13 protein-coding genes are annotated in these 14,634 nt (G+C 34.6%); 6 read left to right on the top strand and 7 right to left on the bottom strand.

Features of this window, described 5'->3' with window-relative positions:
* Positions 1–41: 41 nt before the first annotated feature.
* On the bottom strand, positions 42–197 hold the full coding sequence (locus Q0543_RS15465) for a hypothetical protein (RefSeq protein ID WP_299255149.1): 156 nt from the start codon (positions 195–197) through the stop codon (positions 42–44).
* A 375-nt stretch (positions 198–572) separates the two neighbouring features.
* On the opposite strand from Q0543_RS15465, the gene Q0543_RS15460 reads away from it, so the two are divergent.
* The gene (locus Q0543_RS15460; protein WP_299255146.1) at positions 573–2,477 is read left to right on the top strand and encodes a sensor histidine kinase; all 1,905 of its coding nucleotides are present in this window, start codon (positions 573–575) and stop codon (positions 2,475–2,477) included.
* Positions 2,478–2,550: 73 nt separating this feature from the next.
* Here the strand turns inward: Q0543_RS15460 and Q0543_RS15455 are convergent, their stop codons facing one another.
* The 3 genes from Q0543_RS15455 to Q0543_RS15445 form a co-directional block, all read right to left on the bottom strand.
* Positions 2,551–3,195 carry a DNRLRE domain-containing protein gene (locus Q0543_RS15455; protein WP_299255143.1) on the bottom strand — a complete coding sequence of 215 codons (645 nt, stop codon included), beginning with the start codon at positions 3,193–3,195 and terminating at the stop codon, positions 2,551–2,553.
* 68 nt (positions 3,196–3,263) lie between these two features.
* Complete coding sequence (locus Q0543_RS15450) at positions 3,264–4,901, bottom strand: pyruvate dehydrogenase complex dihydrolipoamide acetyltransferase (RefSeq protein WP_299255140.1); 1,638 nt, start codon at positions 4,899–4,901, stop codon at positions 3,264–3,266.
* Positions 4,902–5,141: 240 nt separating this feature from the next.
* Entirely contained in the window at positions 5,142–5,759 is a 618-nt protein-coding gene (locus Q0543_RS15445; protein WP_299255137.1) for a histidine phosphatase family protein, read from the bottom strand.
* A gap of 46 nt (positions 5,760–5,805) precedes the next feature.
* On the opposite strand from Q0543_RS15445, the gene Q0543_RS15440 reads away from it, so the two are divergent.
* From Q0543_RS15440 to menD, 3 genes are read left to right on the top strand one after another with little or no spacing between them, the layout of a single operon-like run.
* The gene (locus Q0543_RS15440) at positions 5,806–6,225 is read left to right on the top strand and encodes a hotdog fold thioesterase (RefSeq protein ID WP_299255135.1); all 420 of its coding nucleotides are present in this window, start codon (positions 5,806–5,808) and stop codon (positions 6,223–6,225) included.
* 1 nt (position 6,226) lies between these two features.
* Positions 6,227–7,441, top strand: a complete 1,215-nt coding sequence (locus Q0543_RS15435) for a chorismate-binding protein (protein ID WP_299255133.1) — start codon at positions 6,227–6,229, stop codon at positions 7,439–7,441.
* Positions 7,442–7,460: 19 nt separating this feature from the next.
* Positions 7,461–9,140: a 2-succinyl-5-enolpyruvyl-6-hydroxy-3-cyclohexene-1-carboxylic-acid synthase gene (gene menD / locus Q0543_RS15430; RefSeq protein WP_299255131.1), complete on the top strand. Its 1,680-nt coding sequence runs from the start codon at positions 7,461–7,463 to the stop codon at positions 9,138–9,140.
* A gap of 75 nt (positions 9,141–9,215) precedes the next feature.
* Here the strand turns inward: menD and Q0543_RS15425 are convergent, their stop codons facing one another.
* Positions 9,216–9,692 carry a DinB family protein gene (locus tag Q0543_RS15425; protein ID WP_299255129.1) on the bottom strand — a complete coding sequence of 159 codons (477 nt, stop codon included), beginning with the start codon at positions 9,690–9,692 and terminating at the stop codon, positions 9,216–9,218.
* Positions 9,689–10,552 carry a neutral zinc metallopeptidase gene (locus tag Q0543_RS15420; protein WP_299255127.1) on the bottom strand — a complete coding sequence of 288 codons (864 nt, stop codon included), beginning with the start codon at positions 10,550–10,552 and terminating at the stop codon, positions 9,689–9,691. Before Q0543_RS15420 ends, Q0543_RS15425 begins: the two co-directional genes overlap by 4 nt.
* A 326-nt stretch (positions 10,553–10,878) precedes the next feature.
* Here Q0543_RS15420 and Q0543_RS15415 point away from each other — a divergent pair, with 326 nt between their 5' ends.
* Together Q0543_RS15415 and Q0543_RS15410 are read left to right on the top strand one after the other, a co-directional pair.
* The gene (locus Q0543_RS15415; RefSeq protein ID WP_299255126.1) at positions 10,879–12,516 is read left to right on the top strand and encodes an ABC-F family ATP-binding cassette domain-containing protein; all 1,638 of its coding nucleotides are present in this window, start codon (positions 10,879–10,881) and stop codon (positions 12,514–12,516) included.
* A 93-nt stretch (positions 12,517–12,609) separates the two neighbouring features.
* The gene (locus Q0543_RS15410) at positions 12,610–13,416 is read left to right on the top strand and encodes a hypothetical protein (RefSeq protein ID WP_299255124.1); all 807 of its coding nucleotides are present in this window, start codon (positions 12,610–12,612) and stop codon (positions 13,414–13,416) included.
* A 107-nt stretch (positions 13,417–13,523) separates the two neighbouring features.
* Here Q0543_RS15410 and Q0543_RS15405 read toward each other — a convergent pair whose 3' ends face one another.
* Positions 13,524–14,627, bottom strand: a complete 1,104-nt coding sequence (locus Q0543_RS15405) for a DNA alkylation repair protein (protein WP_299255122.1) — start codon at positions 14,625–14,627, stop codon at positions 13,524–13,526.
* Positions 14,628–14,634: the final 7 nt, after the last annotated feature.

Below are 14,634 nucleotides of genomic sequence, written 5' to 3'. Positions count from 1 at the left end.
ACACTCTTTCCCTACACGACGCTCTTCCGATTGTGACCGAACTATTTTTTAACTTTTTTTACTTTAAGCAATGGATCTTCAGGTTTGGGTTTGATTTTATTAAAATCTTCATTTGTTTTTACTTCCTGAAGATTGCCCTTTCCTACTTCTTTTTGTTCTTCTTTAGATTTGGGGGATTCATTTTTTGTTTTTGACATAGCTGTAAATTTTAATTCTCAAACTAAATATGTGACTTTCATTTTAATAAGAAAAATTTAACGTAAAAAAACTGGAATATATGTAAGTATTGCTAAAAAGGATACAATTTTCGTGAAAATACACTGTTATTTATTAAAACAAATCCATGCATTAAAACAAACAATTAGATTCGATAATAGTAAATAACAATCTAAATTATTCATAATATAAATTTCAAAGTGTTATTAAATGATATAACACTTCGTTATATTTAGTTAAGCTATTAATCAACTACTCCTATTTTCAACCAGAAATCTAATTATATTCTCAGATTGAACTTTTCAATACTGCTTAATAAAATTACATCCTATTGTATTTTATTAATACTATTCTTGTTGAGTTCATTATGGACACAAGCGGAGTATGCTGTTACCCTACATAATGGGGACAAACAATATCAAATTTCACCTCAACTTATTGAGCAACTTGAAGACCCAACGGCAAGTTTTACGATTGAACAGGTAACATCTCCACTTTTTAATTCCAGATTTAAAGCTTCTGGTGAAAGTATGCTGCGTAATTCTAATCGTGAGTCGGCTTACTGGCTTAAGCTTACCATTTTAAATAAAACAGATAAAAGTCAGCAGTGGCTCATTGAATCTTTCAATTTTAGAATCAATGAAATTTCCTGCTACATGCAAACAAATACTGGCTTCTCAGAAGTGATTGAAGGAGATCAATATAAGTTCAGTCAACGTTCTGTCGGTCATAAGAATTTCGAATTTCTGATTCCTAATTCAAAGGAGCAGATAATCTGCTACCTACGTATTCGTACAAAACAACCAGCAAGTTTCGAACTCTATATCAGACGTTTTGATGCTTTTACAACCTATGCAATCGGAGAATACTTTTTACTGGGGATCTTTTACGGCACAATTGGTATAGTAGCCCTATTTAGTCTATTAATGCTACTATCCTTTCGAAAAATCGTATTTCTATACTATTCGTTATTTCTTACAGGTTTCGCTGTATTTTTCATGTGTCAGGACGGCACAGGCTTTCAATATCTATGGGCGAATTATCCGTTTATAAATACACACTCCATTTCTATTTCGAGATTGTTGATGCTCATTCCGTATACACTTTATTTTTGCGCTTTTTTAGAAATAAAGCAAAAATCGCCTTGGATCTGGAAAGCAATGATGGTATGGATTGTGGTTCGAATAGTTATCGCATGTATACCGCAGAATAACGACCAATTTTTATCCCTAATCATGTATTATGATTATATTCCATTTATAGTAGCCTATTTATCGGCTATCTACGCGTATTATAAAGGATTTAAACCCGCTTTATATTTCGCTATTGGTTTTTCAGTACTCTTAATCTCTTTTATCATCAATTCATTAAGAGTTGCATGTATTGTTGAATCAAACATTTTCACTGCGTATTCATTAAATTTTGGAGCAGTTTTAGAAATTCTTTTCCTATCCTTATCACTTGGCTCTTGGTTGAAAATAATGATTCAGGAAAAAATTGTTACCGAGAACATAAATAAAATATTGGAAGAACGTGTATCAGAACGTACAGAAGTACTTCAAATTCAAAATGAAATTATAAATGAAAAAGTGGACGAATTGGACACCTTGTTTTACAGACTTTCTCACGATATTAAAGGACCTATTAAATCCATTCTTGGCTTAGCAAACTTAGGATTAATTGACGTGTTGGATCGCGAAAATTATTTTAAATTAATTCAAGGAAGTGCTTTAAAATTAGATAAGATAACAACTGATTTTAGAGAATTATCGAATATTAAAAAATCTGATAAAGAAGAAATTTGTGAAATTGATTTCGAACATTTACTTAATAAAATACAAACATCTCTTGAACCTACAAACGAATATAAAACTATTGTTATTTCTAAAGACATACATCAAACTGGAGTATTTAGATCGCATGAACATATTATATATACTGTTATAGAAAACATTATTGAAAATGCGATGAAGTACACGAAGGTTCAAGTTGAAGCCTCTAAATTGGATATTTTAATCCGAGCAAATGAGTCAAAGGCAATCCTTCAGTTTACGGATAACGGCATTGGCATTCAAAAAGAAAATCGTGAACACATTTTTACGATGTTTTTCAGAGAACATTTGAAGGAAGAAATTAGCGGTACAGGTTTAGGATTATACATCGTAAAAATGTCATTAGAAAAAATAAATGGAACAATAACGTACCAACCAGTAAGTACGGGCGGAACAACGTTTATTGTGGAGATTCCGAATGTGATTTAAGTGTGTAACTCGAATACACAAAAAATAAAAGTGCCACTGTTTCCAGTAGCACTTTTATTTCAAACGATGCATATTAAAAATCTATTTCTAAGGATGGTCGAAGATTTACTATCGGATGATTTCCAGATGCAAAAAAATAAACATTATATGGAATTTCATTTTCAAGTTTCAATCTCAGACCATACCGTTCAGCAACAGGCTTAAGAATCATACTTTGTACAATTTCAGTAACATCAAGTTTTATATAATTCGCTTTGGGATCTATTTTTTTTAATATTACTACATTCATTAATGAATTAACTATTGGTTGGTTTGCCCATGTTACAGTCTTTTCATTCCATTCTGAAACAACCTCTTCTACCAGAAAGGAGTCTTCTCCCAAGTTGCCTTTACCCCCCAATATTATATCATATTGTGAAGTTGTATTGTAATATATATTCAGATACGCGTGGTTTATTTTAGTCCCTGGAATGATTTCAGAAGTATTAAAATCTACTAGTACCCGATTTACATTTAACACACCATTTTGAGTCCAAGCATATAAATGAATATCTTCAAGTGTACCATAATTATTATTTGGGACAATTTTACTAAAAACAGCATCTCCTCTATTTGATTGATATGAATACAAGGTCATCTGTTTGGTTGACTTAGCGTTGTTTGTTCTTAAGCAACAACAAAATAGTATAACAATGGAAAGTATGATAATTTTTCTCATAGAAATTGATTAAAAAAAGTTCCACTGTTTCCAGTGGAACTTTCATATAGGAACATCTTATAAGAAACTTACGCTAAAATACGTACGGGATCTTCAAGGTAGCTTTTTAGTGTTTGTAAGAATGCTGAACCTACTGCACCATCCGCTACGCGGTGATCACAAGCAAGTGTTACCTTCATAATATTTCCAATAACGATTTGACCGTTCTTTACAATTGGAGTTTGTTTGATACCACCTACCGATAAGATACATGCATCAGGAGAATTGATGATAGATGTAAATTCATCAATACCAAACATACCTAAGTTGGAAATAGTGAAGGTATTACCAGACATTTCTGCTGGTGTTAGTTTTTTACTCTTCGCTTTACCAGCCAATTCTTTTACTTCTGTAGAAATATGAGAAAGTGATTTAGAATCTGCAAAACGTACTACCGGTACTAATAAACCTTCTTCTACAGCAATTGCCACACCTATGTGAATGTGATTGTTTACACGAATTTTATCGCCTAACCAAGAAGCGTTCACCATTGGATGTTTGCGAATAGCTGCCGCGCATGCACGGATTACCATATCGTTGAAGGATATTTTTGCCGTTGCTACTTCGTTAATACTTACTCGTGCTTCGATCGCTTTATCCATGTTGATTTCCATGGTTAAATAGAAGTGAGGCGCAGTAAATAAACTTTCTGTCAAACGCTTTGCAATAACCTTACGCATTTGAGAAACTGGAAATTCACTGAAGCTTTCTTCGCCAACAACAGATGGCAACGAAACTGCAGGAGTGCTAGCACCTTTGGCAACCGGAGCAGCATCAGATGCTTTGAAGTTTTCAATGTCGCGTTTTACAATACGACCATGATCACCAGACCCTTTCACTTGTTTGATGTCGATTCCTTTATCAGACGCAATCTTACGCGCTAATGGAGAAACTTTTGATCGATCATCCGAAGAAGAACCATGAGCAACTGGAGCACTAGCACTAGCTGGTGCAGAAGCAGTATCAGATTTAGCAGCTTCTTTTGCTACAGGTGCAGCGGAAGGCTTACCGCCATTTTTATATGCATTGATAATTGGAGTTACATCTGTTCCTTTTTCACCGATGATTGCAATCAATCCGTCAATCTGAACAGCTTCCCCTTCTTTAATTTCAATGTGTAACAGTGTACCATCTTCATAGGATTCCATTTCCATGGTCGCCTTATCAGTAGCTACTTCTGCTAATAATTCGCCTGATTTAACAGCGTCACCTACTTTTTTATGCCAAGCTACAATCGTTCCTTCAACCATTGTATCGCTCATTTTAGGCATCAATATCGCTTCTGCCTTAATAGAAGATAAATCAACGGCTGGCGCACTTGTTGCTTCAGCAGATTTTGCAGGTTCTTCTGCTTTTGCTTCTGCTTTAGGAGCATCTGCAGGCTTACCACCGCCTTTGATTTCAGCTAATAATGCATCTATATTTTCACCTTCTTTACCTATGATTGCAATAACACCATCAATCGGTACAGCAGTTTTTGCTTCCGCAGCAATATGTAAGAGTATTCCATCTTCATACGATTCCATTTCCATGGTAGCCTTATCCGTTTCAACTTCCGCTAAAAGGTCTCCGGACTTCACCTTATCTCCTACTTTTTTGTGCCATGCAGCGATAACACCTTCAGTCATGGTATCGCTCATTTTAGGCATTCTAATCAATTCAGCCATTATCTTATATAGAGATTAAACGTATTCTTCGAATTCAAAAATACGTTTTTTACAATAAATTCCCACTACTAAGTATATAAATTATGCAGGTACCTGTACTTTGTATTGTTTCCATTTTACGTACCCAGAGAGAATCAGCAATTAAACAACTGTTATCTAGAACATTGCTCTAAATTAGTCTTGTTATTCAAAATTAAATTGTCCTCAACCCATTCTCTATTTATTGAATGAGAAAGAGAATCAAAGATGATCTAAATGCTTTTGATCGTTCTTATGAACAATGGTGACCTCATTTTTTTGTATTTCAAGCACATACAAACACAAATTACCGTGTTCAAATTGATCCATCTTCGTTAAACTGGTATTAGTCAGTAGACTTAAAAGAATTCGAATGGCACGTCCATGCATACAAATCAATATGGTTTCATGCGTAGATTGCAAAATTTCTTCCACAACAGGCATTTGTCGTTTTTGTACATCGACCGGACTTTCTCCTCCCCACATTTTAAATTCGATATCACCTTCTTTCCAACGCCGTAATAATTCCTTATATTCATTGTGTTCGGTATCCGTCGCTAACTTACCATCCATTTCGCCCCAACTGATTTCATTGAGTCCCGCACGCATCGAATGAGGAATAGACTGATCAATAAACGATTGTACAGATTCTATGCTTCTATTTAATGCTGAAGTATATACAACATCAAAATCAATGTGCTTATAGGCTTCGTAAAAACACATCGCTTGTGCTCTACCCGTATCATTTAGAGAAGAATTGACAGCACTTCCTTGAACGATGCCTTTCAAATTGAAATCTGTTTGTCCGTGACGGACGAGGTATATTTTTTTGGTACTCAAAATTATTTTACTTTTGTTAGCCTTTGTAAACGTACATGCAAGTATAATGATAAATACAAATATACCTCTAGAAGAGTTAAATAAAATGAGTGCCAATACGATTGGAGAGCACTTAGAAATTGTATTTACAGAAGTTGGTACAGATTATATCTGTGGAACAATGCCTGTTGACAAAAGAACCAAACAACCTATGGGATTGTTGCATGGTGGTGCATCTGCAGTATTGGCTGAATCTTTAGGAAGTATCGGTTCTTATTTATGTGTTGATCCCAATACCCAAGCTTGTGTAGGTTTAAGCATTTCTTGCAATCACATTCGAGCAGCAAAGGAAGGATTTGTAACTGGGAAAGCGATATTGATACATGAAGGTTCTAAAACCCATATCTGGAATATTGATATTGTAAACGATAAAGGTCAACTTGTTTGCAGCAGCAGACTCACCGTAATGGTATTGGATAAAAAATAAAATGAATTATTCAAGTTCAAAAATAATCGATTCTATAACAAGCCTAAGTAAAGAAAAACTCATTAAGGGTAGTTTGTGCTTTGCCTTAGAACATGGTTATTCACTAGCATGTTGGTCAAAGCCTGAATCTTCTAAGTGGGATATATTACTAGATCAAGACGCTACACTCCTATCAGAAGATAGATCCCCCTCCATACATACATTAGAATCGGGTTATTTAATTGCTCCATTTAATAGCAATAAAAAAAAATACCTCATAAAAAATAACATGCATATTGTTTTAGATAAAACAATAACAATACAAATTAAAGACGGCTCTGAAAACGCATTTGAATCCTTTGAAACGTATCTTAATAATACCGATACTTCTATTACACATTTTTTAAAGAAGCATACCAATACAGAAGAAACGACAAGCGAATTTTATATAAGTGGTGTTGATAAAGCAAAACAATGTATTCAAGATGAAAAATTTCAGAAAGTTGTTTTATCGCGTTCAAAAACCATAGATGCGCCTGTAGAAGCGCTAGAAAAAGTATTACTCGAATTACGCGCTTCGTATCCGCATTCCTGTATAGCTGCATTCTATCAACCAGAGATTGGGCTTTGGATCACTGCCACGCCTGAATTATTATTAACCACGGATGCTGCAGGTACCTTTAAAACGGTTGCTTTAGCCGGCACCCAAAAATACAACCCAGCTATACCTGTTAGAGACGTTTCTTGGACACATAAAGAAATTGAAGAACAAGCCTTAGTATCCAGATACATTATTGGCTGTTTCAAAACCATTCGTTTGCGTAATTATGTGGAGATCGGCCCTCGAACCATACAAGCTGGCAACATCCTGCATCTAAAAACAGAATTTACGGCTCATACAACAGAAGTAAATATGTCGGAGATTGGTACTACCATGCTTGAGCTCTTGCACCCAACGTCTGCCGTATGTGGTATGCCTAAAGTATCCGCATTAGATTTCATAGCACACAATGAATCCTTCGATAGAAAACTATTTAGTGGATATTCTGGACCTGTTAATATTGAAAAAGAAACGTTTTTATTTGTCACCCTTCGTTGTGCCAACATCCATGCGGATAAAATAACGCTTTACGCAGGTGCTGGCATTACAGCAGATTCAGACGCAGAGAAAGAATTTGAAGAAACGGAGTTGAAAATGAATGTGATTGGTGCAGTTTTTAGTAAATTAACAATCTGAATTTAAATCGATTTTAACCGTGCAAGCAATATACGATATACCCGAAATACTTTTTCAGCATGGTGTTACAGATGTGGTACTTTCGCCAGGCTCTCGTTGTGCTCCATTAAGCATTGCTTTTGCACGTCATAAAAAATTGCAAATCAAAGTAGTTCCAGACGAGCGTTCGGCTGCATTTATTGCGTTAGGTATGTCTTTACAATCCCGCAAACCTACTGTGCTCATTTGCACATCTGGTTCTGCTTTATATAATTATGCTCCAGCAATCGTAGAAGCATTTTATCAACGTGTGCCACTGATTGTGTTGTCTGCAGATAGACCGCCGGAATGGATTGACCAAAACGATGGACAAACCATACAGCAACAAGAAATTTATGGCAAACATACCAAAGCTTTTTTTCAATTATCTGCTGAACATGAAATTGAAGCCACTCAATGGGAAACGTATCGTAAAGTTAACGAAGCAATAATTATTTCGGAATCGTATCCGAAAGGTCCTGTTCATATAAACATCCCATTCAGAGAACCTTTTTATCCTAAAGGTGAAATTCAATTTTCAGATGAGCCAACAGTTATTAAGCGCGAACAACCTACAAATAGCTTAAATGAAGCGCAATGGAAACTCCTACAACATAGGTTAAATGGGTATAAGAAAATTATATTTATAGCTGGACAACATGCCTACGATGATTCGTTGCGTTTAAAAATTGGTAATATACAAGCGCCCTTTATAGGTGAAGTGGTATCAAATTTACATGGTTTACGAAACGTCATTCAGATGCACGATACCATGTTAACCTCAATACCTGTGGATGCTTTGGAAGAATTAAAGCCAGACTTAGTTATTTCATTTGGAGGAGCCCTAATTTCAAAATGGTTGAAAAAATTTATCCGCAGCAACGCTTCTACCCATCATTGGTATATCGGTCCGGATGTGACAACTGCAGATGTGTTTCAACAATTAAGTGAAATAATACCTGTGCACATTTCTGATTTCTTATCCAACACGTCAATAGCATCGGATAGCCAAGAGCATTATTTACAACGATGGATGCAACAGCAAACCCACATCATGCCTGCAATTCGAGACTTCAATAAAAAAGAAAACGTTTTTAATGAATTTTCAGCGATTGCCGATGTATTGCAGAATGTGCCTTCCTATACAAAATTACACGTTGCCAATAGCATGTCTGTCCGTTATGTGAATACCATTGGAATACATCAACGTTCGGTTGAAGTATTTGCAAATAGAGGTACAAGTGGCATTGATGGTGTAATCAGTACTGCTTATGGATATGCCCTAAAAACACCTCAACTCGTTACCATTATAACAGGTGATTTAGCATTCTTTTACGATCGGAATGCGTTTTGGAATAATTACAAGCCTTCTAATTTACGTATTGTTTTATTAAACAATCATGGCGGGGGCATCTTCCGTATGATAGATGGACCGTCTTCGCTACCAGAGCTAGACGAGTTTTTTGAAACCAAACAAAAGTTGAATGCAAAAAATCTAGCCATTGAACACAGCCTTGAATATACGCTTTGTAAAAACTTTAACGATTTAAATAAATCCATTGAAGGATTCTTTCAACCGTCCATGTTTGGAAAGATATTAGAAATCGAAACAGATTCGTTGAAAAATACAGAAGTGTTCAAACGATTTAAAAAAACAATGCAACAACAGTATGATCAATAAGCAGTTGTACCATGAATCATTTCACAAAAAAAGGCTCTGATTTACTCAGAGCCTTTTTTTGTGAAATATTTAATATTATATCATTTTTTTCAAGGCCATAATGCATCCAAAGTGAACTCCATCATGATACACTAAAAAATTGAGTGCATCTTCTATCGTTTGAATTTCTACTCCATATCTATTTTTAAACGGTTTAAAAGCTGCAAAGGATTGCTGCCTATAATCCGTTTCTAAACGATCAACTATAGGCAACATAAGCTTCTTTAATGTATCAATTGCGTCTGCAGATAATTGACCTTCTGGTTTTGTATCTGGTTTAAATAACTTCATATAACCTTCATCTACAACTATAGGAACATTCGATCGAACATAACACAATCCTTGCTGTGCGGCTATTATATGTCCCATATTCCAAATGATATTATTTTTAAACCCTTGCGGAATTTTATTAAACTGATCATTTGAAACATCTTTTACTGCATCCAATAAGAAACTGCGGGTTTTTCGGATTAAATCAAATTGAGGTTTCATAGCTGTAGTTTTAGTTTTCATAAAAGTTCTTTAAATGTATTCCCTTCGTTCATATCACCGGTTTTGAATCCTCGATTAAACCAATACACACGTTGCTCAGACGTTCCATGAGTAAAGGCATCTGGTTGTACTGAACCACGTGCCATCTTCTGCAAATGATCGTCACCCACTGCACTGGCAGCACTAATTGCTTCCTCTATATCACCTGCTTCTAAGACGTTATTCATATCTTGATCGTGGTTTGCCCAAACACCGGCATAAAAATCAGCTTGCAACTCTACTGCAACAGATAACTTATTAAATTCCTTTTCACTTAATTGTTGGCGTTGTTTGTCTACTTCGTTTGAAACACCTAATAAGTTTTGTACATGGTGGCCTATTTCATGCGCAATTACATAAGCAATAGCAAAATCACCTCCTTTAGCACCATACTTATCTTTCAACTCGTCAAAAAAACCTAAGTCGATATATACCTTTTGATCGGCAGGACAATAAAAGGGTCCAATCGAGGAACTTGCATTTCCACAACCCGATTCTGTAGAATTACGAAATAATACAAGCTTTGGTTCGACATAGGTTTTTCCTGCTTCAGCAAATAGTTTGTTCCATACTTCTTCGTTATCTGCAAGCATTACTGAAACCATATTACCCATTTCTTGATCTTCGGCGCTTAAAGGTTCAGATGTCTGTTCTTGTTGACCAACAGAAACTTGTTGTTGAATTTGATTTAATAAATCCGGATTATCGCCACCTAAAAACAATTGTACTAGGATGAAAATAATACCCACTGCTCCGCCACCAAAAATCATTTTCCCACCAGTACCACCAAAGCTTCTTCTATCTTCCACATTGTTGCTACCACGTCTATTTTGCCATTTCATAGAATAATTATTTATTTTTTTTTAATAAGATTGAAATCGTTACATACTATACATACTAAATATAATGCAATTAATTCATATTTAAAAGACATAACTCATTAGCATTTGAGGGTAACTAACATTCATAAAAAGAAACAACTATTAAACATAATTAACTATTTATTAAAGAATTACACATTACCTACTACATTCAAAAGCTCACTACATTTACAAAAAAAGATTTTCAAATACACACATACAAGCAACTATTGAAGAAATCCTCTCTTTCAATTCCACTGAATTAAGCACGATTTTTTATCTATCTTTACACCCTTAAATTTATTTTCATGATTTCGATAGATGGCTTAGCAGTTGCCTTTAGTGGTAACGTTTTATTTAGTGATGTTACATTTAACATTAATGAAAAAGATCGTATTGCATTAATGGGTAAAAATGGTGCGGGAAAATCAACAATGCTAAAGATTATAGCAGGTGTAGACAAACCTACCAAAGGTAAAGTAACCGCTCCAAACGGTGCAGTTATTGCCTATTTACCGCAACATTTATTGGTTAAAGATGATAGTAATGTGTTTGAAGAAACATCAAAAGCATTTGGAACTATTTTAGCTTTAAAAAAAGAAATCGATGAATTAAACTATCAATTAGAAACGCGTACCGATTATGAAACGGATGCGTATATGAAAATAATTGAGCGCGTTTCCGAAGCAAGCGAGCAATACTATTCCATTGAAGAAGTAAACTTTGATGCAGAAGTTGAAAAAACCTTATTGGGTTTAGGCTTTATGCGTGAAGATTTTACACGACCTTGTTCGGAGTTTAGTGGTGGTTGGAGAATGCGCATTGAATTAGCAAAAATTCTCTTGCAAAAACCCGATCTGATTTTGTTAGATGAACCTACCAACCATTTGGATATTGAATCGATTCAATGGTTAGAAGATTTTTTAGTGAACAATGCCAAAGCTGTAATGCTTATTTCGCATGATAAAACCTTTGTAGATAATATCACAAATCGCACTATTGAATTAACAATGGGACGCATTTATGATTATAAAGTTAACTATTCGCATTACTTAGAATTAAGAAAAGAACGCAGACAACATCAACAAAAAGCATTTGATGAACAACAGCGTTTTATTGCTGACACCATGGAATTTGTGGATCGTTTTAAGGGTACATATTCTAAAACACTACAAGTACAATCACGTGTCAAAATGCTTGAAAAGCTTGAGCCTATTGAAGTAGATGAAGTTGATACGTCGTCTTTAAGTTTAAAATTCCCTCCTGCCCCACGCTCGGGGAATTACCCCGTTATTGTACGCGACCTTACAAAGAAGTACGGCGAACATATTGTATTTCAAAATGCATCTTTGACAATTGAACGTGGAGAAAAGGTTGCTTTCGTAGGTAAAAATGGTGAAGGTAAATCCACACTGATTAAAGCCATCATGGGACAATTGGAATTTGATGGTGAGTTGGAAATGGGACACAATTCTATGATTGGATACTTTGCTCAAAATCAAGCGTCGTTATTAGATGAAGATTTAACGGTATTCCAAACAGTAGATAATATTGCTGTTGGTGACATACGTACTAAAATAAGAGATATTTTAGGTGCTTTTATGTTTGGCGGCGAAGCTTCTGCTAAAAAAGTAAAAGTACTTTCCGGTGGAGAAAAAACACGTTTGGCAATGATTAAATTATTGTTAGAGCCGGTTAATTTGCTGATTCTCGATGAACCTACCAATCACTTGGATATCAAAACCAAAGACATTTTAAAAGAAGCACTACTCGCTTTTGACGGTACTATTATTTTAGTATCTCACGATAGAGATTTCTTAAGTGGTTTGGCTACTAAAGTTTTCGAGTTTGGCAATAAGCGCATAAAAGAGCACTTTGAAGATATCAACGGATTCTTAAGAAACAAAAAAATGGACAATTTGAAAGAAATTGAGCGTAAGGCTTAATTTCTTTTCCAAATGAATTATTCATTCAATAAGTATCTTCAACGCATACCATGGTATGAATTTTGTCGTTTCATTACAAATGAATGCCAACGCATGAATAAGACCATTTACGTTTTTGTTTTATTTTTACTACATCTGTCTTTAGCAGCACAGACAGATACGCTTGTTACACATACCAATAAAATCAGTTGTACTGTTATAAAAATCCAAACAGATTCCATAAAATACAGACTCGTTAATTCTAAAGAGCTCTTACATATTTCAAAAAAAGAAGTTGATAAAATTATTTATAAAAATGGAAAATCATTCTCTATAAAAGAAGACATCCGATTGAAACACATTGAAGGTGTTTCAAATTTCAATGACGTGGTCACAAGTTTTACTCCTGACGATACGCTTCACACAATTAAGATATCAGAACTACAAGTTCCTTTTAATTACGAATTAAGTGGTCAAAAAAAATATCTTGAAAAACGTTATGCCCAATTGCGTATACAAGCAGCGATGCAAGGTGCCAATCTAATATACATTCCGAATCAAAAAGCATTACTTACAGAAGGAAGCACGGACTCTACAATGACTCAATTGTTGGGTATTGGCTATTCAAGTGAAAAATTATCGGCAGATACCTTAGAGAAAATTATAGGCGATAAAAATAATTTTACAGCAACACATCAATGGTATTTACAAGAAGGAAAATCCGATGTATACCAATTGTATTTTAATGGTGTATTAATAATAGATGAAATTATTGAAACAGATGAAAAAGTAACCATCACAGGTGAGCTTAAAGGATTTCCGAAAGTATCAGCCTTTCGATTAATTTCAATATCAGAAAAATTTTTCACGATTAATTTTATTATGAACGGAACCTTATACAACGTACAAGTTGACTTATAAAAAAGGTTAGTTGCGATTCATTTATTCCGATTACATTTTTTTATTTCCCAAATCCGAACGTAAGGATATAAATTAAAGAAACAGTATGCTTTGTAAAAACACTTTTATTAAGCCACAATCATAAATTCCTTTTCACAAACTTCATTCCCATTTACCACTATGGCAATTTTATGGCTTCCTTCGTAATGTTTGCGGGTAGTCAAATCTTTAAATGAAAGCGTTTTGGTAATCGAAATAATCGCATCTTTGGAATGAACGTTCTCATTTATCTTAAAAAGCTTGCGACTTAGTTTGCCCGAGGATTTCATATAAAAAATTGCAAATTCAATTCTAAATCGTTGCTCTTTTTTAGAATCATTTTTCAATATGCAAGAGAATGTGAGTGCACCTCCTAGTTTAATTTCTTTTTGATGTAACTTAAAATCAACGACACTGCATTTAATTCTTGGGTCAATTTCAAACAATGTCAATACTTCTTGATTCGCGGCTTTCAATAACGTTCTTGCTCCATGTTTAATGATCCAATCGGTATCAACAGATTTCCCTTTCCATTGTTTCATTAAATCGATTACTATAGTTGGACTGTCTTTAGTAAGATCATTTAAGTTATTGGCAACACTTTTCCGAACGTATAATGTCGTATCTTCTTTTAAGTTTTCTAATATGGGTATAATGAAAGATGGATCCTTTTTAAACGCTTGTATTGCCATTCCCCATGGTAATCTAGGCCGGCATCCTTCACTTGCCAAACGTCGAACATAGTGATTTTTATGTTTCGACCATTTCAACATTTGCTTCATTACTTTCTCTGGGCTTTTTATAATAAAGGGACGTATAGCAAATTCACAACTGGTAAATTGGGTAATTTCTTCTATCGCTTTTAATGACTGTGCAAGGTCTTGTTGACCATAAACTTCTATAAAATCTGCAAGAAAAATATATTCAAGACTTTGTTTCTCGCCCTGTTCTTCTTTTAATGCATGCACCCAAGAAATGAGAACATCACTATCTTTTGAAAAATCGTGTGTCAAAAATTGATGCACTACAGTTGAAATATGCCGAATGCGCTGCTTCAATTCTTTGTGTTCCCAGCCTGCATTGAATATTGCGTTTATGAATTTCTTTTCATTCAATTTGGAATTCACTTTCTTAAATGAATCGGCTACATCAGCAATAAATGCTGGGGAAAACATATTCTTTAATGGCTCCATTTTAAAT

Source organism: uncultured Cytophaga sp. (assembly GCF_937863595.1).
Classification (GTDB): domain Bacteria; phylum Bacteroidota; class Bacteroidia; order Cytophagales; family Cytophagaceae; genus Cytophaga.
The sequence above is the reverse complement of the archived record's forward strand: the minus strand, read 5'-3'. Positions and strand labels throughout refer to the sequence as shown.

Bases quoted from the DNA above. Each gene is read 5' to 3' on its own strand.
- Q0543_RS15465 (WP_299255149.1), bottom strand. From the start codon at position 197: ATGTCAAAAACAAAAAATGAATCCCCCAAATCTAAAGAAGAACAAAAA.
- Q0543_RS15410 (WP_299255124.1), top strand. From the start codon at position 12,610: ATGAATAAGACCATTTACGTTTTTGTTTTATTTTTACTACATCTGTCT.
- Q0543_RS15440 (WP_299255135.1), top strand. From the start codon at position 5,806: ATGATAAATACAAATATACCTCTAGAAGAGTTAAATAAAATGAGTGCC.
- Q0543_RS15425 (WP_299255129.1), bottom strand. From the start codon at position 9,692: ATGAAAACTAAAACTACAGCTATGAAACCTCAATTTGATTTAATCCGA.
- Q0543_RS15450 (WP_299255140.1), bottom strand. From the start codon at position 4,901: ATGGCTGAATTGATTAGAATGCCTAAAATGAGCGATACCATGACTGAA.
- Q0543_RS15455 (WP_299255143.1), bottom strand. From the start codon at position 3,195: ATGAGAAAAATTATCATACTTTCCATTGTTATACTATTTTGTTGTTGC.
- Q0543_RS15405 (WP_299255122.1), bottom strand. From the start codon at position 14,627: ATGGAGCCATTAAAGAATATGTTTTCCCCAGCATTTATTGCTGATGTA.
- Q0543_RS15420 (WP_299255127.1), bottom strand. From the start codon at position 10,552: ATGAAATGGCAAAATAGACGTGGTAGCAACAATGTGGAAGATAGAAGA.
- Q0543_RS15435 (WP_299255133.1), top strand. From the start codon at position 6,227: ATGAATTATTCAAGTTCAAAAATAATCGATTCTATAACAAGCCTAAGT.
- Q0543_RS15415 (WP_299255126.1), top strand. From the start codon at position 10,879: ATGATTTCGATAGATGGCTTAGCAGTTGCCTTTAGTGGTAACGTTTTA.